The 23608-nt window shown below is 64.5% G+C and carries 21 protein-coding genes; 8 read left to right on the forward strand and 13 right to left on the reverse strand.

What is annotated here, in order from left to right; all coding sequences use genetic code 11:
- Positions 1-101 precede the first annotated feature (101 nt).
- The 11 genes from LX70_RS11170 to LX70_RS11220 all read right to left on the reverse strand — a co-directional run bounded on the left by LX70_RS11170 (position 102) and on the right by LX70_RS11220 (position 12015).
- On the reverse strand, positions 102-1151 hold the full coding sequence (locus LX70_RS11170; RefSeq protein WP_105514844.1) for an ABC transporter ATP-binding protein: 1050 nt from the start codon (positions 1149-1151) through the stop codon (positions 102-104).
- Positions 1148-1933, reverse strand: coding sequence for an ABC transporter permease (locus LX70_RS11175; protein WP_105514845.1), 786 nt, complete (start codon positions 1931-1933; stop codon positions 1148-1150). The genes LX70_RS11170 and LX70_RS11175 overlap by 4 nt, the downstream gene beginning before the upstream one ends.
- Positions 1930-2808 carry an ABC transporter permease gene (locus LX70_RS11180; protein WP_211301704.1) on the reverse strand — a complete coding sequence of 293 codons (879 nt, stop codon included), beginning with the start codon at positions 2806-2808 and terminating at the stop codon, positions 1930-1932. Before LX70_RS11180 ends, LX70_RS11175 begins: the two co-directional genes overlap by 4 nt.
- Positions 2809-2886: 78 nt before the next feature.
- A complete protein-coding gene (locus LX70_RS11185; protein ID WP_105514847.1) occupies positions 2887-3990 on the reverse strand; it encodes an ABC transporter substrate-binding protein in 1104 nt (367 codons plus the stop codon).
- 134 nt (positions 3991-4124) lie between these two features.
- Entirely contained in the window at positions 4125-5351 is a 1227-nt protein-coding gene (locus LX70_RS11190; protein WP_105514848.1) for a winged helix-turn-helix domain-containing protein, read from the reverse strand.
- Positions 5348-6409 (reverse strand): dipeptidase, encoded by a 1062-nt coding sequence (locus tag LX70_RS11195; protein ID WP_105514849.1) that lies wholly within the window; start codon positions 6407-6409, stop codon positions 5348-5350. Before LX70_RS11195 ends, LX70_RS11190 begins: the two co-directional genes overlap by 4 nt.
- A gap of 91 nt (positions 6410-6500) precedes the next feature.
- On the reverse strand, positions 6501-7514 hold the full coding sequence (locus LX70_RS11200; protein ID WP_105514850.1) for an oligopeptide/dipeptide ABC transporter ATP-binding protein: 1014 nt from the start codon (positions 7512-7514) through the stop codon (positions 6501-6503).
- On the reverse strand, positions 7511-8479 hold the full coding sequence (locus LX70_RS11205) for an oligopeptide/dipeptide ABC transporter ATP-binding protein (protein WP_105514851.1): 969 nt from the start codon (positions 8477-8479) through the stop codon (positions 7511-7513). Before LX70_RS11205 ends, LX70_RS11200 begins: the two co-directional genes overlap by 4 nt.
- A 1-nt stretch (position 8480) precedes the next feature.
- Positions 8481-9377, reverse strand: a complete 897-nt coding sequence (locus LX70_RS11210) for an ABC transporter permease subunit (protein WP_245885043.1) — start codon at positions 9375-9377, stop codon at positions 8481-8483.
- Between the two features lie 30 nt (positions 9378-9407).
- Complete coding sequence (gene oppB, locus LX70_RS11215; protein ID WP_105514853.1) at positions 9408-10331, reverse strand: oligopeptide ABC transporter permease OppB; 924 nt, start codon at positions 10329-10331, stop codon at positions 9408-9410.
- A gap of 67 nt (positions 10332-10398) precedes the next feature.
- The gene (locus tag LX70_RS11220; protein WP_211301705.1) at positions 10399-12015 is read right to left on the reverse strand and encodes a peptide ABC transporter substrate-binding protein; all 1617 of its coding nucleotides are present in this window, start codon (positions 12013-12015) and stop codon (positions 10399-10401) included.
- A gap of 315 nt (positions 12016-12330) precedes the next feature.
- Here LX70_RS11220 and LX70_RS11225 point away from each other — a divergent pair, with 315 nt between their 5' ends.
- On the forward strand, positions 12331-13896 hold the full coding sequence (locus LX70_RS11225) for a trimethylamine methyltransferase family protein (protein ID WP_105514854.1): 1566 nt from the start codon (positions 12331-12333) through the stop codon (positions 13894-13896).
- 17 nt (positions 13897-13913) lie between these two features.
- On the opposite strand, the gene LX70_RS11230 is transcribed toward LX70_RS11225, so the two are convergent.
- Positions 13914-14753: a universal stress protein gene (locus LX70_RS11230; RefSeq protein WP_105514855.1), complete on the reverse strand. Its 840-nt coding sequence runs from the start codon at positions 14751-14753 to the stop codon at positions 13914-13916.
- 202 nt (positions 14754-14955) lie between these two features.
- On the opposite strand from LX70_RS11230, the gene ccoN reads away from it, so the two are divergent.
- Genes ccoN through ccoP form a run of 4 tightly spaced genes read left to right on the forward strand, consistent with a single transcriptional unit; the run spans position 14956 to position 18391 of the window.
- Positions 14956-16569, forward strand: coding sequence for a cytochrome-c oxidase, cbb3-type subunit I (gene ccoN / locus LX70_RS11235; protein WP_105514856.1), 1614 nt, complete (start codon positions 14956-14958; stop codon positions 16567-16569).
- 12 nt (positions 16570-16581) lie between these two features.
- A complete protein-coding gene (gene ccoO, locus LX70_RS11240; RefSeq protein ID WP_105514857.1) occupies positions 16582-17307 on the forward strand; it encodes a cytochrome-c oxidase, cbb3-type subunit II in 726 nt (241 codons plus the stop codon).
- Positions 17308-17318: 11 nt separating this feature from the next.
- Complete coding sequence (locus LX70_RS11245; protein ID WP_105514858.1) at positions 17319-17525, forward strand: cbb3-type cytochrome c oxidase subunit 3; 207 nt, start codon at positions 17319-17321, stop codon at positions 17523-17525.
- Positions 17522-18391 (forward strand): cytochrome-c oxidase, cbb3-type subunit III, encoded by an 870-nt coding sequence (ccoP, locus tag LX70_RS11250; RefSeq protein WP_105514859.1) that lies wholly within the window; start codon positions 17522-17524, stop codon positions 18389-18391. Before LX70_RS11245 ends, ccoP begins: the two co-directional genes overlap by 4 nt.
- Positions 18392-18505: 114 nt before the next feature.
- On the opposite strand, the gene LX70_RS11255 is transcribed toward ccoP, so the two are convergent.
- Positions 18506-19192, reverse strand: a complete 687-nt coding sequence (locus LX70_RS11255) for a DUF2270 domain-containing protein (protein WP_105514860.1) — start codon at positions 19190-19192, stop codon at positions 18506-18508.
- A gap of 317 nt (positions 19193-19509) precedes the next feature.
- Here LX70_RS11255 and ccoG point away from each other — a divergent pair, with 317 nt between their 5' ends.
- Genes ccoG through LX70_RS11270 form a run of 3 tightly spaced genes read left to right on the forward strand, consistent with a single transcriptional unit; the run spans position 19510 to position 23598 of the window.
- Positions 19510-20958 carry a cytochrome c oxidase accessory protein CcoG gene (gene ccoG / locus LX70_RS11260; protein WP_245885045.1) on the forward strand — a complete coding sequence of 483 codons (1449 nt, stop codon included), beginning with the start codon at positions 19510-19512 and terminating at the stop codon, positions 20956-20958.
- Positions 20951-21415 (forward strand): FixH family protein, encoded by a 465-nt coding sequence (locus LX70_RS11265; protein ID WP_105514861.1) that lies wholly within the window; start codon positions 20951-20953, stop codon positions 21413-21415. Before ccoG ends, LX70_RS11265 begins: the two co-directional genes overlap by 8 nt.
- On the forward strand, positions 21415-23598 hold the full coding sequence (locus LX70_RS11270; RefSeq protein ID WP_105514862.1) for a heavy metal translocating P-type ATPase: 2184 nt from the start codon (positions 21415-21417) through the stop codon (positions 23596-23598). The genes LX70_RS11265 and LX70_RS11270 overlap by 1 nt, the downstream gene beginning before the upstream one ends.
- Positions 23599-23608 lie beyond the last annotated feature (10 nt).

Here is a 23608-nt window from a genome sequence, read left to right on the forward strand (position 1 = left end):
TAGGCCCGCAGGATCGCCTTTGACCGGCAGAGGGTGAGACCGAAGTTCGGGTTCTTGCCAGATGAATCCTCTGCCATCCGCTCCGAAGGCAGCCGAAGGCTCTATTCCGGGATGACCAGAAGGTCGCGGGCCGACAGGCTTAGCTCCACCTCGGTTCCGGGGGTCGGGGGCGGGACACCTGGGGCGTTGAACGTGTCGAAGTCGATCACCTGCCCGCCGACATCCGCGCGCAGCCGGATGACGGAGCCGAGGAAGTTCACGCCGGTGATCTTGCCGGCCAGCACAGTGTCCTTGCCCGGCGCGCGGCCAAGACGGATGGTTTCGGGCCGTGCCGCCAGCGTGGCCTTCCCCTTCGGCAGCGGCCGCCCCAGGATGACCGGCGCGCCGCCGATGGTGGTCACGCCCTTTTCGGCGTCGATCACCTTTGCCTCCATCAGGTTCAGCGTGCCGACGAACCCGGCGACGAAGCGGGTGGCGGGGTTGTTGTAGATTTCGAAAGGCGTGCCGACCTGATCGGCGATGCCCTGATGCATCACGACGATCCGGTCAGAGATCGACAGCGCCTCTTCCTGATCATGGGTCACAAAGATGGTTGTGATGCCAAGCTTTTGCTGGATGGCGCGGATCTCTTCCCGCAGGCTGACGCGAATCTTGGCGTCAAGTGCGGACAGCGGTTCGTCCAGCAACAGGACCTGCGGGCGCGGGGCCAGCGCACGGGCCAGCGCCACGCGCTGCTGCTGCCCGCCCGAAAGCTGGAAGGGATAGCGCGCGCCCAGATCGGGCAGGCCGATCAGCGACAGCATCTCTTCCACACGGGACTGGATTTCCTGTCTGGCGGTGCCGTTCACCTTCAGGCCGAAGCCCACGTTCTGCGCCACCGTCAGGTTGGGAAAAAGTGCGTAGGCCTGAAACACCATGCCAATGCTGCGCTGGTTGGGGCGCAGCCGCACCACGTCCTTGCCGTCAATATGGATCGCGCCCGAGGTGGGCGTTTCGAACCCGGCGACCATGCGCAGGACCGTGGTCTTGCCACAGCCCGACGGGCCGAGAAGCGAGATGAATTCCCCCTTCTCGATGGTGAGGTTGAAGTCCTTCACCACGCGGTTCGGGCCGAAGCTCTTTTCCAGATGCTCGATAGTCAGAAAGCTCATCCTTGGGCGGCCTTGGTATGTTTCGAAAAGCGGGTGACGAGTTGGATCAGGCCCATGCAGGCCCATGTGATCGCGAAGGCGATGGTCGAGAGCGCAAAGGGTTCATACGCCTTGTTGGCGCCCATCAGTTGCAGATAGGGGCCGAAGGCGGGGCGGTTGAGAAGGGCGGCCATGGTGAATTCGCCCATGACGATGGCAAAGGTCACGAAGGCGCCCGACAGGACCGCGACAAGGACGTTGGGCAGGATGATGCGGGCCAGGATCGTGGTCCAGCCCGCGCCAAGGGATTGCGCGGCCTCGGTCAGCGTCGCCACGTCAATGGTCCTGAGGCCGGTATCGACGGCGCGGTACATATAGGGCAGCGAGAGCATCGCGTAGCCCATCAGCAGAAGGAAGTTCGACCCCATCAGCGTGCCGGTCAGGGGCAGCCAGCTTGAGGTGTTATAGAGCCTGATATAGCCGAAAACGGTCACGATGGCCGGAATGACCAGCGGCATCAGCGTCAGGAATTCCACATAGGGCCGCGCCCAGGGCATCTTGAGCCGGACCCAGAAGGCGGTCGGCACCACCAGGAGGACGCCGAACAGGATCGTCAGCAGCGACATCACCACCGAATAGGTGAAGGTCTGGCGGAACTGCGGGTCGGCCAGCACGACGCGGTAGGCCTCAAGGCTGTAGACGCCGCGTTTCATCGAGAGGGAAAATTCGACCATCCCGGCCAGCGGCAGGATGAAATAGATCCCCCCGAGAAGCAGGATCGACCAGGCGGCGGCGCGCTTCATTTCAGCCACCTCTCGGCGCGGATGCGCAGCCAGATATAAAGGACGTTGGCCACGGCGGTGACAAGGATCATGCCGAAGGCCATGGCATAGCCCAGATGCGGGTCGCCCAGCACGTCACCGCGGATTTGCGCGAACAGCATGATCGGCACGATGTTCAGCGATGACCCGGTCAGCGCGATGGCGGTGGCGACGGCGCCGAAGGCATTGGCGAAGAGAAGCGCGAAGGTCCCGAGGATCGAGGGGAAGAGGATGGGCAGCGCCACCATGCGCCAATATTGCGGCCCGGTGGCGCCAAGGACCGATGCCGCCTCGCGCCATTCGCGTTTCAATCCGTCGATGGCGGGCGTGATGATGAGGATCATCAGCGGGATCTGGAAGAAGAGATAGGTGATCGTCAGGCCCCAGAAGGACAGGATGTTGAAGCCCATCGCCCGCAGGTTGATGCCGAAATGGGTCTTGAGGATCAGCGTCACAAGGCCAAGCGGCCCCAGTGTGGCGAGAAAGGCGAAGGCCAGCGGTACGCCCGCAAAGTTCGATGCGACACCGGAAAAGGTCATCAGCGGCGACCGGACGCCCTTTGGCACGCCGCCGAGGATCATCGCCGCCGCCATCAGAAAGCCCACAAGGCAGCCGAGCGCCGATGAGGCGACGGAAATCTTGATGGAAATCCAGTAGCTTGACAGGATCGAGTCGGTGAAAAGACCGCGCAGGTTGTTCAGCGTGAAGTCGCCTTGCGGGGTCTGGAATGCGCCGACGACGATCTTCATCGTGGGGGCGATCAGGAACAGCACGATGAATGCGGCAAAGGGCAGAAGCCCGATCCATGTCATCGGCAGCCGCCTGCGCGGCGCTTGGGGTGGTGTCTGGTCGGTCACGCGCGTTCCGCTTGTCGGGAAGGTGCCGCCCCGGCCGGAACCGGGGCGACGTGACGGGGCCGCAAGGCCCCGGTCGATTTACTGCACGTTGGCGCCGACGACGGCATCCCAGCCGCTGACGACCGCTTCCTTGTTGCCCGCCTGTTCGTCAAGCGTCGGGAAGTAGGCCTTGGCATAGCCTTCCGCCGGGGGCAGCGCGTCAAGCAGGTCCTGCGGGATCTTGCCCGCCGCCGACATCGCGTTGAAGCGGGCGGGGTGGCAATAGCCCTTGAGCCAGAGGGTCTGCCCCTCATCCGAATACAGGTATTCCATCCACAGCTTCGCGGCGTTCGGATGCGGCGCATGGGCCGAGATCGCCTGAACGTAAACCCCGGCCAGCACGCCGGAGGCCGGGACGACCACCTCGACCGGCGGGTTGCCGTTCAGCGAATCGCGCCAGGACAGGGCGTTGTAGTCCCAGGCGATGACGACCGGCGTCGCGCCCTGCGCGAGCGTACCCGCCTTGCCGATGACCGGGACGAAGTTGCCCGCCTCGTTCATCTGCTTGAAGTAGTCGAGACCCTTTTCGCCCGCTTCCTTGCCAGCGGCACCGCCCGCGGCCAGACCTGCGGCCAGAACGCCGAGGATCGCCTGGTTGGAGGCGCGCGGATCGCCCGCCAGTGCCACCTGCTGCGCGTATTCGGGCTTCAGCAGGTCCGGCCAGTCCATCGGCGTGTTCTCGACGAGGTCCTTGTTCACCATGAAGGACATCACGCCGTAATAGTCGCCGTACCAGTAGCCGTCGGCGTCCTTGATCGAGTCCGGGATCTCGTCCCAGGTGGCGACCTTGTAGGGCTGGATCAGCCCTTCTTCCTTGGCTTGCGGGCCGAAGGACAGGCCGACGTCAAGCACGTCGGGTGCCTGCGGGCCGGTATTGCCGATATTGGCGCGGATCGCCTCAAGCTCATCGGCCGAACCCGCGTCGGGGTTCAGTTCGTTCACGGTGATGTCGGGGTACTTCGCCTTGAAACCGGCGATCACGTCGCCATAGCCGCACCAGCTATGCGGCAGCGCGATGGTGGTCAGCATGCCTTCGGCCTTGGCCGCGGCTTCCAGATCGGCCATCGCATCGGCGCGCACGATCGAGGTAGAGGCCAGCAGGGCGGTCATCGACACCGCCAAAGTCAACTTGTTCTTGTACATCTGATTGTCACTCCCCTTGAAGTGGTCACATCCGTTTTGGATACCGGACCGCTTTACGCTGGTCGCATGACAGATTTGCGACGCGCAAACTGATGCCAGCTAAGCCCGGAAATCGCGGGCTGGCAACTCTCTTGTTACAAAAGCGTTACATTACCTAAGGGCGGCTTTACCCAATCGCCCGCAAAGGTGACGCGGTCACAACCACAGAATGTCGCGACCCTGTCCAGCTCTGCCAGAAGCCGTGCTTCGCGCGTCTTTGACAGGGCGACGCCGACCTCGGGCCAGAGGGCGGTGACGTGCAGCGCGCCCTCGGCGCGGCGGGCGCGCATGTCGATGCGGCCGATCAGGCGGTCGCCTTCGAGGATCGGGAAGACATAATAGCCATAGACCCGTTTCGGTTCCGGCACGAAGACCTCGATCCGGTAGTGGAAGCCGAACAGGCGTTCGGCCCGGTTACGGTCGCGCAGCGCCGGGTCGAAGGGCGACAGGATACGGCAGCGGGAGGAGGGGGCGGGAAGTGCCGCGGCTTCTTCGGGCAGCCCCGGAAAGGCGAAGGCGCGGCGGGGGCGGCCATCGGCGGAGGTGACCTCGATCTCCTCGATCCGGCCGTCCGCCAGCGCGCGGGCGCACCAGTCGCGCGCCTCATCGGGGCGGATCAAGGCCCAGAAGGCGGCGAGTTCGCCGGAGGTTGCAAAGCCCAGCCGGGTCAGGGCGGCGGTGCAGGCCCAGTCGATCACCGCGTCTTCGTCCGGGACCGGGCAATCGTGCAGGGCGGGCAGGACACGTTCGGTCAGGTCATAGACCTTGGCGAAGTTGCGCCGGTGGCAGACGCAAAGCTGCCCGGTCCGCCAGAGGTATTCCAGCGCGGTCTTGGACGGGTGCCATTCCCACCAGCCGCCCTTGCCGCGTACCTCATCCGTGCCGACCTCCCCCGACCCGACGGGGCCGTCGCGGCGGATATGGGCCAGCACGTCCTCCACCTTGCCGTGAAACGCGGTCCCTTGCCAGTCCGACCAGCGCTGGCGCAGCCGCGCCTGATCGCGGGCGAAACGGTGCTTCCAGTAGGGGAAGAACGCGGTCGGGATGACCGAGGCGTCATGGGTCCAGTGTTCGAACAGCGCCCGGTCGCGTTCCAGAAGCGGGGTGAGGTTGCGGGGCCGGTAGCTTTGCCGCCGCGACCAGAGGATCATGTGATGGGCGCGTTCGACCGTGTTGATGCTGTCGACCTGCACGAAGCCAAGGCGCCGGATAAGGGCCAGCAGATCCTCGCCCCGCGCCGGGCCGGTCGGCGGCTCCAGCAGGGCGTGCCGGTCCAGGAACAGCCGCCGCGCCGCGCGGTTCGAAAGGACGGGCCGCGTCATGCGCCCCAGGTCCGCTCCAGCAGGGCGAACCAGTTTTCATGCCCGAGCTTGCGAAGCAGATCGTCGGTGTAGCCATGGCCGCGCAGCGCCGCGATCAGGTTCGGCAGACCTGCGGCATCGCCGATCCCCGCGGGGACCGAGGTTCCGTCGAAATCCGAACCGAAGCCAACGCGATCTTCGCCCAGACGACCTATCAGGTAGTCAAGATGGCGCAGGAGCGGATCCCAGTCTGTGATCGTCTCCTGCCGCCCGTCGGGGCGCAGGAAGATATTACCGAAGTTCAGCCCCACCATGCCGTCGCTGTCACGGATCATGTCCAGTTGCCGGTCGGTCAGGTTGCGCGACAGGGGTGTCACGGCATGGGCGTTGGAATGGGTGGCGACCAGCGGCGCGTCAGAGATCGCCGCGACATCGTCAAAGCCTTTGCCATTCAGGTGGCTGAGGTCGACCATGATCTTCAGCCTGTTGCATTCGCGGATCAGCCGTTTGCCCGCCTCGGTCAGCCCCGGCCCGGTATCGGGGTCGGAGGGGTAGCGGAACGGGACGCCATGGCCGAAAAGCGTGGGCCGCGACCAAACCGGGCCAAGTGATCGCAGCCCTGCCGCGTGCCAAAGATGCAGCGCGTCCAGATCGTCCCCGATCGGTTCGGCGCCTTCGAAATGCAGGATGGCGGCGATGCGGCCCGCGGCAACGGTGGCGCGCAGCTCCGCCGCGCTGCGGCAGATGGTCAGGGTGCCGGTACGCTCCATCCACATCAGATGCCCGATCATCGCGGCGGCGACGGGCTGGGCGGCGGAAAGCGGCACCGGCGAGGGCAGCGGCAGGTCGTAGGGCGGGTTTTCCATCGCCCGGTCCATGTCGATCATCGCCGGTTCGGGGGGTGAGGGGATGTAGACCGCAAAGAAGCCGCCGATCATGCCGCCCGCCTTCATGCGCGGCAGGTCCAGGTGGCCCTTGCCCTCGCCCGTCAGCCAGATCTTGTCACGCAGGCCAGGCGCGCGCAGCAGGCGCAGAAGGAAATCGTTATGGCCGTCGAAAATGCCGATCTGATCCGTCATGCCGGTCGCTCCCTTCCCCCGCGTCGGGGCAGAGTTGCGCGATCGCGGGGGGAGGGCAAGGCCCTTGCGGGGCATCGCGCGAAAAGGTGGATCAGGCCGGAGTGCGGTCGATCTCTGCCATCTCAAGCGGGCCGGGGAAGTGGCAGGCGGTGGCGTGGTCGCCGCCCGCCAGCCCCGGCACCTCCTCGCCGCAACGTGCCTGCGCGCGCGGGCAGCGGGTGCGGAAGACGCAACCCGAAGGCGGGTTCATCGGTGACGGCAGGTCGCCACCGAGCGGGATCACGACCTTTTCGCGTTCCGCCGCCGGGTCCGGGATCGGCACGGCGGACAACAGGGCCTGCGTGTAGGGATGCTGTGGGGCGCCGTAAAGATCGGGGCTTGCCGCGACCTCCATCGTGCGGCCGAGGTAAAGCACCATCACCCGGTCCGAGATATGTTTCACCACGCTGAGGTCATGGGCGATGAAGATCATCGCAAGGTCCAGATCGCGCTGAAGGTCGGTCAGAAGATTGATGACCTGGGCCTGAATAGACACATCGAGCGCGGAAACAGGCTCATCGCAGATCAAGAGCCTTGGTTCCACGATCAGCGCGCGGGCGATGCCGATCCGCTGGCACTGACCGCCGGAAAATTCGTGCGGATAGCGGTTGATCTGGTTCGGCAGCAGGCCGACGCGATCCATCATCGCTTTGACCTTGGTCTTCACCTCGGCTGACCCAAGGCCACGGTGATGGGTCCTGAGCGGTTCGGCGATGATCTGGCCCACGGTCATGCGGGGGTTGAGGCTGGCCAGCGGGTCCTGAAACACCATCTGGATATCGGCGCGGTATTTCAGCATCTCGCGTGGGGAAAGCGACAGAAGGTCCGTCTCCCCCCGCCAGATGGCCTTGCCGGTCGCCGGAACCATCTGGATCAGCGCGCGGGCCAGCGTGGACTTGCCGCAACCGGATTCGCCGACGATGCCCAGCGTTTCGCCCGCAGCAAGGGTGAAATCCACGCCGCTGACGGCATGAAGCAGGCGCGGCGGCGTCCAGGGCAGGTCGCCCGCGCGGCGCAGTTCGAAACTGACGCGCAGGTCGCGGACGTCGAGGAGGGGCGCGGTCATGCCAGATCCTCCACGCTGCGGTTGCAGGCACGCCAGCGGCCGGGCGCGAATTCGCTCAGCGGGTGCAGGTGGTCCAGGCAATCCTCACCCGCATGGCCGCAGCGCGGGGCGAAGGGGCAACCCTTCGGTGCGGCGGTCATGTTGGGCGGCGAACCGGGGATGGAATGCAGCGCCTCCTCCTCCTGATCGACGCGGGGGATCGCGGCGAGAAGACCGCGGGTGTAGGGGTGCGAAGGCGTCGCGAAAAGCGGATCAGTCGGGCCTTTCTCCATCACCGTGCCGCCGTAAAGGACCAGCACCTCCTTGCAGAAGCCCGCGACGACGCCAAGGTCATGGGTGATGAGGATCGTCGCCATGCCGAAATCGTGCTGCAACTCGGCCAGAAGGTTCATGATCTGCGCCTGAACCGTCACGTCGAGTGCGGTGGTGGGTTCATCCGCGATCAGAAGTTCGGGGCGGCAAAGAAGCGACATCGCGATCATCACCCGCTGCCGCATCCCGCCGGAAAACTCATGCGGATAAAGCCGCGCGCGACCCTTGGCGTCGGGGATCTTCACCGCGTCCAGCATGCGGATGGACTCTGCCACCGCCTCGGCCTTGGACATGCCCTTGTGCAGCGTCAGCACCTCCGCCATCTGGTCGGATACCCGCATGTAGGGGTTCAGCGATGTCATCGGGTCCTGAAACACCATGGCGATCTTGTTGGCGCGGATCGGGTTGATTGTCTTGCGCGGGGCGTTCAGAATCTCTTGCCCGTCGAAGCGGACAGATCCGGTGGCGGTGCCGTTCTTCGCCAGAAGCCCCATGATCGCGAAGGCAAGTTGCGACTTGCCCGATCCGCTTTCGCCGACGATGCCCAGCGTTTCGCCCTTGTCGAGGGTCAGGCTGACGCCGTTGACCGCGCTGACGGTGCCGTCGGTGGTCGCGAAGCGGACGGCGAGGTCGGTGATTTCCAGCATCGCCATGTCAGCGGTCCTTCGGATCGAAGGCATCGCGCAGTCCGTCGCCGACGAAGAAGAAGGCGAAAAGCGTGACGACGAAGAAGAGAAGCGGGAAGCCAAGCTGCCAGATCGTGCCGTAATAGATTGTCTTTGCCCCTTCGGAGATCAGCGCGCCAAGCGAGGTCAGCGGCTCCTGCACGCCGAGGCCGAGGAAGGAGATGAAGCTTTCGATCAGGATCATTTCCGGCACGAGAAGCGTGGCATAAACCGCGACGATGCCCAGAAGGTTCGGCACGATATGGCGCAGGATGATGGTGAAGGGCGCGACGCCGGTCGCGCGGGCGGCCTCGACAAACTCCTTGTGCTTCAGGCTGAGGGTCTGGCCCCGCACGATCCGCGCCATGTTGAGCCATGAGATCAGGCCGATCCCGAGGAAGAGCATGACGAGCGATCGCCCGAACATGACCAGAAGCAGGATCACGACGAACATGAACGGCACCGACAGAAGAATATCGACCAGCCGCATCATCGCCTGATCGGTCCGCCCGCCGACATAGCCGGAAGTGGCGCCGTAAAGCGTGCCGACGACGACCGCGATGAAGGAGCCGACAATGCCGACCATCAGCGAAATTCGCGTGCCTTGCAGCGTGCGGGAATACAGGTCGCGGCCCAGATCGTCGGTGCCGAAGTAATGGCCGTTTTCGATGGAGGGGCCGCCAAGCTCATAGGCCTGTCCCATGACGTTGAAGTCGATCTCCTCATTCGACCAGACCGCGATGCTGTCGCCGAACAGGGCAATGATCGCGATCAGGATCAGCGCGACCAGCCCGCCGAGCGAGGCCTTGTTGCGCACGAACCGCCGCCGCGCATCGACCCAGGGGGACCGGCCCTTGACCTCTCGCATGGTCATGTCGTCGGTCATGGTTGCAACTTTCGTCGGGCTTGCCATCGCTCAGTACCGGATCTTGGGGTCGATCCAGGCGTAAAGGATATCGACCACGAGGTTGAAGAAGATCGTCAGCGCCCCGACGAGGATGGTGATGCCCAGCATCACGGCGTAGTCCCGGTTCAGCGCGCTGTCGACAAAGCTTTTGCCGATGCCGCCGGTCGAGAAATAGAAATCCACCACGACCGAGCCGGTGATCATCAGAACGAAGGTCGGCCCCAGATAGGACAGCACCGGCAGCAGCGCCGGTTTCAGCGCGTGTTTCAGGATCACCTGCGATTCCGGCAGGCCCTTGGCGCGGGCGGTGCGGATGTGGTTCGAGGTCAGCACCTCAAGCATCGAAGCGCGGGTGAGGCGCGCGATGGAGGCCATGAACGACGTCGACAGCGCGATCACCGGCATCACCATATAGCGCCAGTCGCCCCCTTCCCATCCGCCGCCGGGCAGCCAGCCCAGCCACCAGGTGAAGGTCAGCAGCAATAGCGGCGCCATGACGAAGTTCGGCAGCACTTGCGCCCCGATGGAGATCCCGACGGCGAGGTAATCGAGCCAGGAGTTGTGCCAGATTGCCGCCGACACGCCCAGCGCGACGCCAAGGACCACCGCGACGACGAAGGAGACGGTGCCGTAGGTCAGCGTCACGGGGAAGCCCTGGGCGATGATCTCGTTCACGGTGCGGTCCTTGTAGATGAAGGACGGGCCGAAATCGAAATGCGCCACGATGCCCCAGACATAGGAGACAAGCTGACGCCAGAGCGGTTCGTCTAGGCCGTATTTTGCATTGAGATTGGCCAGCACCGCTGGCGGAAGCTGACGTTCCTGCGTGAAGGGGCCGCCGGGCGCGGCGTGCATCAGGAGGAACGAGATGATGACAAGCAGCAAAAGCGTCGGCACCGCGATGGCCAGCCGCTTGAGGATATAGGTGATCATGCGCAGACCCCGGAAGGAAGGGGGAAGGGCGCGCCGCGATCCGGCAGCGCGCCCGGATCATGCCGCCCTAGTTGGCGACGCGGTACATGTCCTTGATGTACCAGTTCTGCATCAGGTTGTTCAGGCTCATGCCGCGCATGTCCGGCTTGATCATCTCAACCTTGGTGTACTGGTAAATCGGCGCCATCGGCATCTGATCGGCGAGGATCTGTTCGGCCGCCGTGTACATCGGGTTCGGGTCCTCGGCGGTCTTCGAGTCCTTCATCAGCTTGTCGTAGTCCGGGCTGAAGAACTTGCCGTTATTGTGGCCCGAATAGCTGGTGAAGAGGTCGAGATAGGTCGAGGCTTCGTTATAGTCGCCGCACCAGGCATAGCGGGCGATGTCGAAGTCCTGGTTCTGCATCTTGTCGGTGTGAACCTTCCACTCCATGTTGTTGAGCGTGAGGTTGACGCCGATCTTCTTCCAGAACTGCTGCACGGCGATGGCGATTTTCTTGTGCGATTCCGAGGTGTTGTAATTCAGCGTCAGGTCCAGCGGCTTGTCGGGGCCATAGCCCGCCTCTTTCATGAGCTCCAGCGCCTTGGCGTCCCGCTCCGCCTGGGTCCAGTGCGAATAGTCGATGTCGGGCAGCTGGAAGCCTTCGGTCGAATGGTGGGTCCAGTTGTAGGACGGCCACTGACCGCCTTGCAGGATCTTGTCGACGATGATGTCGCGGTCGATGGCGTAGGACAGCGCCTTGCGAACGCGCACGTCCTTCAGCGCCTCCGGCCCCTTCGCCTCATCCAGGTTGAACATGTAGATGTAGGAACAGGACTGCGGGACCGAGACGGCCTGATCGGGGTATTCCGCCTTCAGGCGCGGATACTGGCCGGCGGGGATTTCCACGCGGTCCAGCTCGCCCGCCAGATAGCGGGTCAGCGCGGCGTTCTGATCGTTGATGGTCAGCGCGGTGACGGTCTGGATGATGGTGTGTTCGTTGTCCCAGTAGTTCGGGTTCGGCTCCATCACCACCTTTTCGCCCAGCACATGTTCCTTGAGGATATAGGCGCCGTTGCCGACCAGCGTCCCGGCCTCCGTCCATTTGTCGCCATTCGCCTCGATCACCTTCTGGTTGACCGGGAAGGTGGAGGCATGGGTCAGCATTTTCGGGAAGTAGGGCAGGGGCGCGTCGATCGTCACCTCGAACGTGTGATCATCGACGGCCTTCACGCCCAGATCGTCGACCGGCACTTCGCCCGCGATGACGGCGGCGGCGTTCTTGACCTGCATCAGCTCGATATACCAGGCGTATTCCGAGGCGGTTGCGGGATCGGCGAGGCGCTTCCAGGCATAGACGAAGTCCTGCGCCGTGACCGGGTCGCCGTTCGACCATTTCGCATTGTCGCGCAGGTGGAAGGTATAGACGGTCTTGTCATCGGACAGATCATGGTTCAGCGCGACGCCGGGGACGAGGGCGCCTTCCTGATCCTCATCGTAAAGCCCCTCGAAGAGAGAGCGCAGCACGCCGGAGCCTTCGACATCGGTGTTGATCTGCGGGTCCATCGACTTGATCGCGTCAAGCAGCCAGTAGGTGTAATCCTGATTGTCGGCCAGCGTGTCGCCGGGTGCGACGTTGGCGGCAAGCGTCGGAAGCGCAAGGCCAAGGCTGAGGGCGGTGGTCAGAAGAAGCTTGTTGATCGGCATATGCATACCCCTGTCAAAAAGGTTGGTCATGTTCAGTTGTCCGCCTTCGCGCGGGCGGAGCCTGCAAGGAGCCTAGCCGCATCAGGGCCGCTGGCAAGGCAAATGCGTCAGGCTGTGGCGGGTACTTTGCGTCAACCTGACGGTGAAACCGGGCATTCTGACGGTTGGGGGCCGGGGTGCGGCATTTCCGCCGGGTCCGGCCGCGTCAATTTCGTTGACCGATGTCCGGTCTCTGCTACGCTTCGTCGGGCTGAAGTCGGCAGGCAGTCAGCATAATCGGTGTGTGCCATATCGGTCTCTGCAACGGAGGAAGGTATGGAGCAGACCAGGACACGATCGCCCCGGCGCAGCCGCGGCGCAACGCAACGCGAAACCCTCACCGCCAGCGCATTCCGGCAAGAGGCCGCGGCTCGCCCGCGCGCGGGGTTCGGATTTCTCGATCCCGGCGATCTCGACAACCTCAAGGCGCGCGTGTTCGAGATATTGGCGGATTATGGCGTCGTGGTGCTGCACCCCGCCGCCCGCCGCGCCTTCCTGAAGGCGGGCGCGCAAGAGGGGCGGGATGCCGACCGGCTGCGCCTGCCGCGCGAGATGATCGCCGAGGCGCTGGCGGCGACGCCGAAAAGGGTGCGTCTTGCGGGCAAGCGGCGCGATCTGGATCTTGACCTGCCGCGCACGGATGGCGGGTTCATCATGCGGACCGGGACGGGGGCGCATGGCTATGTGAACCCGCGCGATGCCAGCTATCGCAACATGGACCTTGCCGCCGTGACCGAGATCGCGGCGGTGGCCAATAGGCTGGATCAGGTCGGGTTCATCGCCCACCCCTTCGTGCATGGCGTGCCGGAAAAGACCGCCGACATCCATAGCTTCGGCCGCCTGATCACGCGGACTGACAAGCATATCTGGATGCAGCCCTATCAGCATGAGAATGTCGATTATCTGATGAAGATCGCCGCCATCGCGGCGGGCGGTGAGGCGGAGCTGCGCGCCAATCCGATCACCAGCGCCATCACCTGCTCCTTCACCCCGCTTGAGTTCAAGTACATGGACACGCAGGTGATCATCGCGGCCGGGCAGTATGGTGTGCCGCTTCATGCCTGCTCGCTGCCCTCATCGGGGGGAACCGCGCCCCTGTCGGTGCCGTCGATGGCGATCATGGCGGCGGCAGAGATCGTGGGCATGACGGTGATGGCGCATGTGCTGTCGCCCGGCATTCCGGTGATCGCGACACCGCTGATGTTCACGCTCGACATGCGGACCGGATCGGCGTTGCAAAGCTGCGTCGAAAGCCTTCAGGCGGCCAATATGGCGGTGCAGGTGATGAAGCAGGGCTTCGGGATGCTGACGCACACCTATGGGTCGGGGTCGGACACGCCGGATGCGGATCATCAGTCGATGGCCGAACGCGCCTTCCTGACCCAGACGGTCGCGCTGGCCGGGGCCGACATTCTGGGCGGGGTCGGGCAGTTGGAATGCGCGACGGTGTTCAGCCCGGTTCAGGCGGTTCTGGACAATGAGATGGGGGCGATGATGCGCCGCTTCATCCGCAAGCCCGCGCTGGAGGCCGGGGACCTGAACTGGGAGGAGATGATGCGCATCCGCACCGGCGGGCATTTCCTGGACAGCGCGCATACGATCCGCACCTGCCGCGATCAGCTGTCGCCGGGCGTGTTCCTGCGGCAGGGGCGCGACGATTATGAGAAATCGGGCCGCCGCACCGCCTTTGACGCGGCGCGGGAGGCAGCCTTGTCCGCGATTGCCACGGCGCCCGAAGATGGTGTCCTTTCGCCCGAGCAGGAAAGGGAGATCGCCGCCCTTGCCGCCCATGCGGATGAACATATCGTGGCGGCCTATGCGGGTGCGGTCGAGGTGATCTGACCGCGCCCGCGCCGGGATCAGTGTACCATCAGGACCGGCAGGTCGGTGCCTTCAAGCATGTTGCGCGTGGTGCCGCCCAGGATCGCCTCGCGGAAGCGGGAATGGCCGTAGGCGCCCATGACGATCAGGTCGGCGTTGATGTCATGCGCGTGACGCGACAGGACCTCCGACGCCTTGGGCAGGGTCTTGGCCAGGACGGACACCTCTGCCTGAACCCCGTGGCGGGCCAGAAGCTGCGACAGCATCCCGCCGGGGTCGGAGCGTTCCGGGCCATGCGCGGGCGGGTCGATGATCGTGATGTTGACCGAGGTCGCCGCCTTCAGGATCGGCAGCGCGGCGCGCGCGGCGCGCAGGGATTCGTTGCTCTGGTTCCAGGCCAGCACGACGCGCTTGCCAAAGGCCGCGTCCTTGGCCGCGCTGGGCAGGACCAGCACCGGCGCGCCGCCTTCGAACAGCGCCGCCTCAAGGATCGCCTCATCGGCATAGCCGCGCCCGTCGCCATAGGGCTTGCGCAGAAGCACGAGATCGGAGAACCGCGCCAGCATCGCGACGGGTCCCGAAAGCGCGCCGACCTGGGCGATGGCGGTATCGACGGACCAGCGGATGTCCTCGGCGTTCAGACGTTCCCGCACGGCGGCTTCGGCGCGCGTGACATCTTCCTTGGCCTGATTATACGCCTCCTGCGTCAGGACCGCGGTGGCGCCGGCATAGTAGTACCCGGTCTGGGTCTGATCGACGCCGATGCACAGCACGTCGAGATGGGCGTCCTCACGGCGGGCCAGATCGACCGCCAGGTCGAGTTGATGCGCGGTCTGTTCGGGATTCGTCGTGATCGTCAGAATCGACTTGAAAGCCATGGCATAACTCCTTTTCCGCCGAAGCCAAGGTTCAGTGTCGCCGGGCGTGGACGGGACCGCCTTGATACGGATCAACCACCCTGACAGTATCATTTGACGCAGATCAAGGCACCCTTTTGCACCCACGTCCACAAGCGGGTACGTCGGGGAAGGCTCGGGGTGTTGGATTCGAGCCTCCAGGAAAGACAAGGGACGCAGAAAAATGTGGGACTACATAAAACTGGCGGTTCTTGGCGCCATCGCGGTTCTTGCCGCGATCGGGGCCAATTACGCGCATGACATCGCCTATATGGTGAACGCGATGACGGTGATGATCGCCGCGGCGATCACGTTCATCGTGGTTTTGCGGGGGACGGGCAACGCCCAGCCCGCGCTCGATCCGCACCCGGAAACCGAATATAACGACTCGGTGGTTCGGGCCGGGGTTATCGCAACCGCGCTCTGGGGCGTGGTCGGTTTCCTTGTCGGTGTCACGATCGCCTTCCAGCTTGCGTATCCCGCGCTGAACCTTTCGGAACTGACGCATGGCTACCTGAACTTCGGCAAGCTCAGACCGCTGCACACCTCGGCGGTGATCTTCGCCTTCGGGGGCAACGCGCTTATCATGTCGTCCTTCTACGTCGTCCAGCGCACCTCGGCGGCGCGTCTCTGGGGCGGCAACCTCGCCTGGTTCGTGTTCTGGGGCTATCAGCTGGTGATCGTCCTCGCGGCGACCGGCTATATCCTCGGCGCCACCCAGTCGAAGGAATATGCAGAGCCGGAATGGTATGTCGACTGGTGGCTGACCATCGTCTGGGTCGCCTATCTGGCCGTCTTCCTCGGCACGATCCTGAAGCGCAAGGAACCCCACATCTATGTGGCCAACTGGTTCTACCTCAGCTTCATCGTGACCATCGCGATGCTGCATGTCGTCAACAACCTCGCCATTCCGGTGTCCTTCTTCGGGTCGAAGTCGGTGCAGGTCTTCTCGGGCGTGCAGGATGCGATGACGCAGTGGTGGTACGGCCACAACGCGGTGGGCTTCTTCCTGACCGCGGGCTTCCTCGGCATGATGTACTACTTCGTGCCGAAACAGGCCGAACGTCCGGTCTATTCCTACAAGCTGTCGATCATTCACTTCTGGGCGCTGATCTTCCTCTACATCTGGGCCGGTCCGCACCACCTGCACTACACCGCGCTGCCCGACTGGGCCTCGACGCTGGGGATGGTGTTCTCGATCATGCTCTGGATGCCGTCCTGGGGCGGCATGATCAACGGCCTGATGACGCTGTCGGGCGCCTGGGACAAGCTGCGCACCGACCCGATCATCCGCATGATGGTCGTCTCGGTCGGCTTCTACGGCATGTCGACCTTCGAAGGCCCGATGATGTCGATCAAGGCGGTGAACTCGCTGTCGCACTACACCGACTGGACCATCGGTCACGTCCACTCCGGCGCGCTTGGCTGGAACGGCATGATCACCTTCGGCGCGCTCTACTTCCTGGTACCGCGCCTGTGGAAGCGTGAGCGTCTTTACAGCCTGACGCTGGTCAGCTGGCACTTCTGGCTCGCCACCATCGGGATCGTGCTTTACGCCGCCTCGATGTGGGTCGCCGGGATCATGCAGGGCCTGATGTGGCGCGAGGTCGATGCGCAGGGCTTCCTGGTGAACGCCTTCGCCGACACCGTCATCGCGATGCATCCGATGTTCGTCGTGCGGGCGCTGGGCGGTGTGCTTTACCTCCTGGGCGGTGTCATCATGGTCTACAACCTGTGGGCAACCGTGGCCAAGCAACCGGCCGTGGCCTCTACCAACAACGCCGTTCCGGCCGAATAAGGAGCTTGGATCATGGGTATTCTTGATAAACACAAGTTCCTTGAGACCAACGCGACCGCGCTTCTCATCGGGGCCTTCGCGGTGGTGACCATCGGCGGCATCGTCGAGATCGCACCCCTCTTCTACCTTGAGAACACGATCGAGGATGTCGAGGGGATGCGGCCCTACACGCCGCTGGAGCTGACCGGGCGGGACGTCTACATCCGCGAGGGTTGCTATCTCTGCCACTCGCAGATGATCCGGCCGATGCGGGACGAGGTGGAGCGTTATGGCCACTACAGCCTCGCGGCGGAGTCGCAGTATGACCACCCGTTCCAGTGGGGTTCCAAGCGGACGGGGCCTGACCTCGCCCGCGTCGGCGGCCGCTATTCGGACGAATGGCATGTCGATCACCTGACCGACCCGCAATCGGTGGTGCCGGAATCGGTGATGCCGAAATACGGCTTCCTCGCCAACCGGCTGATCGAGCCGACCTATATCGAGGATCGTCTGAAGACCGACGCGCTGGTGGGTGTTCCCTACACCTCGGAGATGATCGAACAGGCCAAGGCCGACTTCGCCGCGCAGGCGGACCCGGATGCGGATGTCGATGGTCTTCAGGAACGCTATCCGAACGCCAAGGTCGCCAATTTCGACGGTCAGGCGGGCGTTTCGGAAATGGACGCGCTGGTCGCCTATCTTCAGGTCCTCGGCACGATGGTCGATTTCTCGACCTTCCAGCCCGTGGCAAGCCGATAGGAGCGTGAGGGATGGATCTTTACTCTCTCATGCGGGAATTCGCGGACAGCTGGGCGCTTCTGGCGCTGGTGCTGCTCTTCTGCGGCATCGTGTTCTGGGCCTTCCGGCCCGGTTCGCGGCCGCTGCATGACGACGCGGCGAATGTCCCCTTTCGGAACGATAGCAGACCAGCCCGGCAAGACATGACCGACGTCCGGGCGCAGGAGGCGCTGAAATGAGCAAGAAACCTGTCACAAGAAAAGTGGACCCGGATACGACCGGCCATAGCTGGGACGGCATCGAGGAGTTCAACAACCCGCTTCCGCGCTGGTGGCTCTGGACCTTCTATGTGACGATCGTGTGGGCCATCGGCTATATGATCGCCTATCCGGCCTGGCCGCTGATCAGCGGTGCAACGCCCGGTATGCTGGGCGCCAGCACCCGCGCCGACGTCGCCGCCGAGATCACGCGCTACGAAGAGGCGAACGCCCCGATCGAAGCCAAGCTGGTCGCGACCGACCTCAACGCCATCGCTTCGGACCCGGAACTGGTGAACTACACCATGAACGCGGGCGGCGCGGTGTTCCGTACCTGGTGCGCGCAGTGCCACGGTTCGGGTGCGGCGGGGAACGTGGGCTATCCCAACCTGCTCGACAACGACTGGCTCTGGGGCGGTACGATCGACGACATCCACACCACGATCAGCCACGGTATCCGCAACACGACCGACGCGGACGCGCGGTATTCGGAAATGCCGAAATTCGGTGCGGATGAACTGCTTGAACCGGCGCAGATCGACCAGGTGGTGCAATATGTGCTGCAAATCTCCGGTCAGGACCATGATGCAGCGCTGGCGACCGAAGGGGCGACCGTCTTCGCCGACAACTGCGCATCCTGCCACGCCGAGGATGGCACGGGCGACCGCATGCAGGGCGCGCCGAACCTGACCGACGCGATCTGGCTCTATGGCGGCAATCAGGCCGCACTTACGGAAACCGTCACCAATGCCCGCTTCGGTGTCATGCCATCCTGGCAGGACCGGTTGAGCGAGGCCGACATCCGCGCCGTGGCCGCCTGGGTCCACAGCCGCGGTGGCGGCGAGTGATTTGAAGAATTCGGAGGGGCCTCGGCCCCTCCGGGTAGTGGCATCGGCACCCCGTCCTGTTCGCGCGTTTCCTGGGGGAGCCGATGCCATTTTTATGTCAGGACCGCGCGATTGTCAGCCCATTGCGGCACGCCCGCCCCTTTCGCGTATCCGACGTTCGTCCGCCCGCCTGATCCAGACCGCCAGCGCGACCCAGGACAGGATGTAGAGAAAGCCGATCGTCAGCACCGCCTCACCCGGCATCAGGGGGCCGATATCGGCGCGCCGGATGAAGGTCTCCAGATCGGGAACCGGCGTCGGATGCACGGTCAGCTTGCCGACATAGGCGACTGTCTGGATCAGCAGGATCCACAGATAGTTGTTGCGCACCCGCCGCGCGACCGCCGCGAGGTATCCGACATGGTAGGACGGCCGGTCATAATCGGCGGCCAGCGCCTTTTGCCAGTTTTCCTCGGTGTGAAGATCGCCGCCATCCTTCAGCATCGGCACGAAGAAATGCCGTTCCATCCAGCGCGATCGCGCCCGCCAGACGCTGAAATAGCGATAGCGCCGCGCCTCAAGCGCGAGGAACAGCAGGATGAGAATCCCGACGAGGAGCAGCGGCAGGGGCGACGCCTCGGGCGAGGAATAGGTGATCGACAACGCCACCCCCAGTGTCACCACCGCCCAGTTGGTCGTGGTGTCGAGACGGGTCCGCCAGATGGTCGAACGATAGACCTCGCCCCGGTACAGATGCGCGAGCGCGCCGATCTCGGCGGCCGAGAATTCACTCGGGTCCTCGGCAATGCGTTTTTCCGGCATGGTTCCTCCCCCGGCGGAGCTGGCCCGCCTTCTTCCTGATGCGAACCCCCATGAGGCGCGCGTGGTCAGCATGGGGCAAGGGGATTCTGCCAAAATGGCGTGATTCCCCCTGACAGGCATGCGACAATGGGTTGCAGCGGGGGGGACGGTTTTGCTGTTTCCACTGCCGCCGGACCGGCGTAACGAAAACTTGACTTCACGAATCCGGTTTTTGCGGATCGGGACGATCCAGCCCGGATTTGGTTGATCTGCGTCAAGGCCCCGGCGTGGCGGTAAGCACATAAGTGGGCCGCAACAGGACGAATGGAGAATACCCGGTGGACGCTTCCGGCAACCCGGCGCCAAATCTTTACGCGGCGCGTGAACCCGTCTTTCCCCGCCGTGTCAAAGGCGCATTCCGCAACCTGAAATGGTTCCTGATGGCGGTGACGCTGGGGATCTATTACATCACGCCGTGGCTGCGCTGGGACCGTGGGCCGGGGATGCCCGATCAGGCGGTTCTGGTCGATCTTGCCAACCGGCGCTTCTTCTTCTTCATGATCGAGATCTGGCCGCACGAATTCTACTTCGTCGCGGGCCTGCTTATCATGGCGGGGCTTGGGCTGTTCCTTTTCACTTCGGCGCTGGGCCGGGTGTGGTGCGGCTATGCCTGCCCGCAGACGGTCTGGACCGACCTTTATATTCTCGTGGAGCGTTGGGTCGAAGGCGACCGCAATGCCCGTGTCCGCCTCTGGAACGCCAAATGGGACCTGCGCAAGGCGCGGCTTCGGCTTACCAAATGGGTACTTTGGCTTCTGATCGCGCTGGCGACCGGGGGGGCCTGGGTGTTCTATTTCACCGATGCACCGGCGTTGCTGAACAATCTCATCCACGGCACCGCCCATCCCATCGCCTATATGACCATCGGCGTGCTGACCGCGACCACCTTCTTCTTCGGTGGTTTCGCGCGTGAACAGATCTGCATCTATGCCTGCCCCTGGCCGCGGATTCAGGCCGCGATGATGGATGAGGATACGCTGGTCGTCGCCTATCGCGAATGGCGCGGTGAGCCGCGCGGAAAGCTGAAGAAGGGCGCGCACGACCCCGATCATGGCGATTGCATCGACTGCATGGCCTGCGTGAACGTCTGCCCGATGGGGATCGACATCCGCGAGGGGCAGCAGCTTGAATGCATCACCTGCGCGCTGTGCATCGATGCCTGCAACGAGATGATGGACAAGATCGGCAAGCCGCGCGGCCTGATCGACTATATGGCGCTGAAGGACGAATCGGCGGAACGCGCGGGGGCCAAACCGAAATCCGTCATCAAGCACGTCCTGCGGCCCCGGACGCTTCTTTATTTCACGCTCTGGTCCGGGATCGGTGTGGGCCTGATCGTGGCGCTGTTCCTGCGCTCGCCCATCGACCTGAACGTGACGCCTGTCCGCAACCCGGTCTATGTGCTTCTGGCCGACGGCTCGATCCGCAACACCTATGAGCTGCGGATTCGCAACAAGCAGGCCGAAGTGCGCGATTTCGCGATCACCGCGACGCTGCCGGGGCCGGACGGGGCGCCGGTCGAGCTTCCGCTGACGCTGGAAGGGGTTGAGGGCAACGTGGCCCGTGTCGCGGCGGACGAAACGCTGACGCAGCGGGTCTATGTCACCGCCCCCCCGGGCAACGACATGGCGAACGCGGGGCTGACCGACATCACGATCTGGCTTCAGGATCAGGGTGGCTCGGATCGTGCAAGCGCCGGGACCGTGTTTACCGGGAAGGATGGCTGAGATGACGAAACCGCTGTCCGGCCGCAAGGTTCTGGCGATCACCGTTTCGGCCTTCGCCATCATCATCGGGGTGAACGTGCTGATGGCCTACAAGGCCGTCAGCACCTTCCCCGGCCTTGAGGTGCCGAATTCCTACGTCGCGTCGCAGACCTTCGACGCGGAGCGGAAGGCGCAGCAGGCGCTGGGCTGGACGTTGACCGAAAGCCATGCCGACGGGCAGTTGCGCCTTGCCTTCCGCGACCGTGACGGGCTGCCGGTTCGGGTCAAGGACCTGTCGGCGCTTGTCGGGCGCACGACCGAGGCGGCGCAGGACATCCACCCGGATTTCAGCTATGTGAACGGTGACTATGTCGCCGACGCGCCCCTGGCGCCGGGCAAGTGGATGATCCTGCTTGAGGCGTTTTCGGATGACGGCACAAGGTTCCACCAGAGGCTCGATCTTTTCGTGAAAGGCTGATGTCTACTTCGGCGACAAATATCTCTGCCTGCCCGGCCTGCGTTGCGGCCCCTTCGGCGGAATCCATCGCGGCGAAACGGGCGGAGCGGGACGCGGGCATCATCCTGTCGCTGCCGACCGCGCATTGCGCCGTGTGCATTTCGGACGTGGAGCGCACGCTGAACGCCATGCCCGGCGTGAAATCGGCGCGGGTCAACCTGACGCAAAAGCGGGTCTCGGTCGCCGCCGCGCCCTCGGTCACGGCAGATACGTTGATCGAGGCGCTGAAGGGGGCCGGCTTCCCGGCGCATGAGCTTGACCCCGGCCTTCTGTCGACCACCGCCACCGACCGCGCCGGGCGCGAGTTGCTGATGCGGCTGGGCGTTGCCGCCTTCGCGATGATGAACGTCATGATCCTGTCCTTCGCCGTCTGGTCGGGGGCCGAGGATGCGACGCGCGATCTGTTCCACTGGATTTCCGCCGCGATTACGCTGCCGACGCTGGTCTTTGCCGGGCAGCCCTTTTTCCGCTCCGCCTGGGCCTCGCTGAAAGCGCGGCGGCTGGGCATGGATGTGCCGATCTCGCTGGCGCTGATCCTGGCCGCCTCCATCTCTCTATACGAGACGATGATGGGCGGGGAGCATGCCTATTTCGATGCCGCCGTGTCGCTGTGTTTCTTCCTGCTGGCGGGGCGCTATCTCGACTATCGCAGCCGCGCCGCCGCGCGTTCGGCGGCCGAGGAGCTGGCCGCGCTTGAAGTTCCCCGCGCGACGCGGATCGGGGAAAACGGGGAAGAGATCGTCCCCGTCGCCGATCTGGCGGCCGGGGAACTGGTTCTGGTCCGCCCCGGCGCGCGGATGCCGGTCGATGGCGTGGTGACGGACGGCACGTCCGAGATAGACCGTTCCCTTTTGACCGGCGAAACGGTGCCGCTTTACGCAGGCGCCGGGACCGTCGTCAGCGCGGGGGAGGTCAACCTGACCGGCCCGCTGACGCTGCGGGTCACGGCGGCCGGGCGGGACAGTTCACTGCATCGGATGGCCGATCTGGTCGCCGTCGCGGAAAGCGCCAAGACCCGCTACACCTCGCTTGCCGACCGGATGGCGCGGCTTTATTCGCCGTCGGTCCATATCCTTGCGCTGGGCGCGTTCCTGTCCTGGCTTTTGCTGACGCATGACCTCAGGCTTGCCATCAACATCGCGGCGGCGGTCCTCATCATCACCTGCCCCTGCGCGCTGGCGCTGGCGGTTCCGGCGGTGGTGACCTCGGCCTCCGGGCGGCTGTTCCGCAAGGGGCTGCTGATCAAGGACGGCACCGCGCTGGAACGTCTGGCCGAGGTCGATACCGTCGTGTTCGACAAGACCGGGACACTGACTCTTGGCGCGCCGACGCCGCTGGCGCTGGATAGGCAGGACCCGCGCGACCTGTCGCTTGTCGCGGCGCTTGCGGGCGTTTCGGGCCATCCGTTGTCGCGCGCGCTGGATGCCGCGTTGTCGGGGATGGCGGTCGCGCCCGCGACGGTCACGGAGGCGCACGAGGTTCCGGGCTACGGGGTCGAGGCGCGCTGGCAGGGTCAGGCGGTCCGGCTTGGCCGCGCCGAATGGGTCGGCGGCGGCGAAAGCGAGGAAACCGCGACATGGCTTCGCATCGGCGATGCGGCGCCGGTGGCGTTCCGCTTTACCGACAGCGCCCGTCCCGGCGCGGAAGAGGCGATCGCTGCGCTCAAAGCCGCGGGCAAGCGGCTGATCCTGTTGTCGGGCGACAGCGAGGCGCCGGTGGCGCGGCTGGCCGCGACCCTTGGGCTGAACGAATGGCAGTCCCACGCGCTGCCCGAGGACAAGGCGGCGCTGATCGGGGCGCTTCAGGGTGAGGGTCACAAGGTGCTGATGGTCGGCGACGGTCTGAACGACACCGCCGCCCTTGCCTCGGCCCATGTCTCCATCTCGCCCGCCTCGGCGCTGGACGCGGCGCGGGTGGCCTCGGACATCGTGCTTCTGGGGCAGGACATGTCGCCGCTGCCCGACGCGCTCAGCGTGGCGGTCAAGGCCCGCCGCCGGATCAAGCAGAACTTCGCGCTGTCGCTGGCCTATAACATGATCGCGGTGCCGGTCGCGCTTCTGGGCTTCGCGACGCCGCTGATCGCGGCCTTGGCGATGTCGTCTTCCTCGATTACCGTCTCGCTCAACGCGCTTCGTCTGCGTTAAGGGCCGGTGC

Source organism: Albidovulum denitrificans, from assembly GCF_002973535.1.
GTDB lineage: Bacteria > Pseudomonadota > Alphaproteobacteria > Rhodobacterales > Rhodobacteraceae > Albidovulum > Albidovulum denitrificans.

Excerpts from the sequence above, each read along its gene's own strand:
- LX70_RS11170 (WP_105514844.1), bottom strand. The coding sequence starts at position 1,151 with ATGAGCTTTCTGACTATCGAGCATCTGGAAAAGAGCTTCGGCCCGAAC.
- LX70_RS11175 (WP_105514845.1), bottom strand. The coding sequence starts at position 1,933 with ATGAAGCGCGCCGCCGCCTGGTCGATCCTGCTTCTCGGGGGGATCTAT.
- LX70_RS11185 (WP_105514847.1), bottom strand. The coding sequence starts at position 3,990 with ATGTACAAGAACAAGTTGACTTTGGCGGTGTCGATGACCGCCCTGCTG.
- LX70_RS11190 (WP_105514848.1), bottom strand. The coding sequence starts at position 5,351 with ATGACGCGGCCCGTCCTTTCGAACCGCGCGGCGCGGCGGCTGTTCCTG.
- LX70_RS11195 (WP_105514849.1), bottom strand. The coding sequence starts at position 6,409 with ATGACGGATCAGATCGGCATTTTCGACGGCCATAACGATTTCCTTCTG.
- LX70_RS11200 (WP_105514850.1), bottom strand. The coding sequence starts at position 7,514 with ATGACCGCGCCCCTCCTCGACGTCCGCGACCTGCGCGTCAGTTTCGAA.
- LX70_RS11205 (WP_105514851.1), bottom strand. The coding sequence starts at position 8,479 with ATGGCGATGCTGGAAATCACCGACCTCGCCGTCCGCTTCGCGACCACC.
- LX70_RS11210 (WP_245885043.1), bottom strand. The coding sequence starts at position 9,377 with ATGACCGACGACATGACCATGCGAGAGGTCAAGGGCCGGTCCCCCTGG.
- oppB (WP_105514853.1), bottom strand. The coding sequence starts at position 10,331 with ATGATCACCTATATCCTCAAGCGGCTGGCCATCGCGGTGCCGACGCTT.
- LX70_RS11220 (WP_211301705.1), bottom strand. The coding sequence starts at position 12,015 with ATGCCGATCAACAAGCTTCTTCTGACCACCGCCCTCAGCCTTGGCCTT.
- LX70_RS11225 (WP_105514854.1), top strand. The coding sequence starts at position 12,331 with ATGGAGCAGACCAGGACACGATCGCCCCGGCGCAGCCGCGGCGCAACG.
- LX70_RS11230 (WP_105514855.1), bottom strand. The coding sequence starts at position 14,753 with ATGGCTTTCAAGTCGATTCTGACGATCACGACGAATCCCGAACAGACC.
- ccoN (WP_105514856.1), top strand. The coding sequence starts at position 14,956 with ATGTGGGACTACATAAAACTGGCGGTTCTTGGCGCCATCGCGGTTCTT.
- ccoO (WP_105514857.1), top strand. The coding sequence starts at position 16,582 with ATGGGTATTCTTGATAAACACAAGTTCCTTGAGACCAACGCGACCGCG.
- LX70_RS11245 (WP_105514858.1), top strand. The coding sequence starts at position 17,319 with ATGGATCTTTACTCTCTCATGCGGGAATTCGCGGACAGCTGGGCGCTT.
- ccoP (WP_105514859.1), top strand. The coding sequence starts at position 17,522 with ATGAGCAAGAAACCTGTCACAAGAAAAGTGGACCCGGATACGACCGGC.
- LX70_RS11255 (WP_105514860.1), bottom strand. The coding sequence starts at position 19,192 with ATGCCGGAAAAACGCATTGCCGAGGACCCGAGTGAATTCTCGGCCGCC.
- LX70_RS11265 (WP_105514861.1), top strand. The coding sequence starts at position 20,951 with ATGGCTGAGATGACGAAACCGCTGTCCGGCCGCAAGGTTCTGGCGATC.
- LX70_RS11270 (WP_105514862.1), top strand. The coding sequence starts at position 21,415 with ATGTCTACTTCGGCGACAAATATCTCTGCCTGCCCGGCCTGCGTTGCG.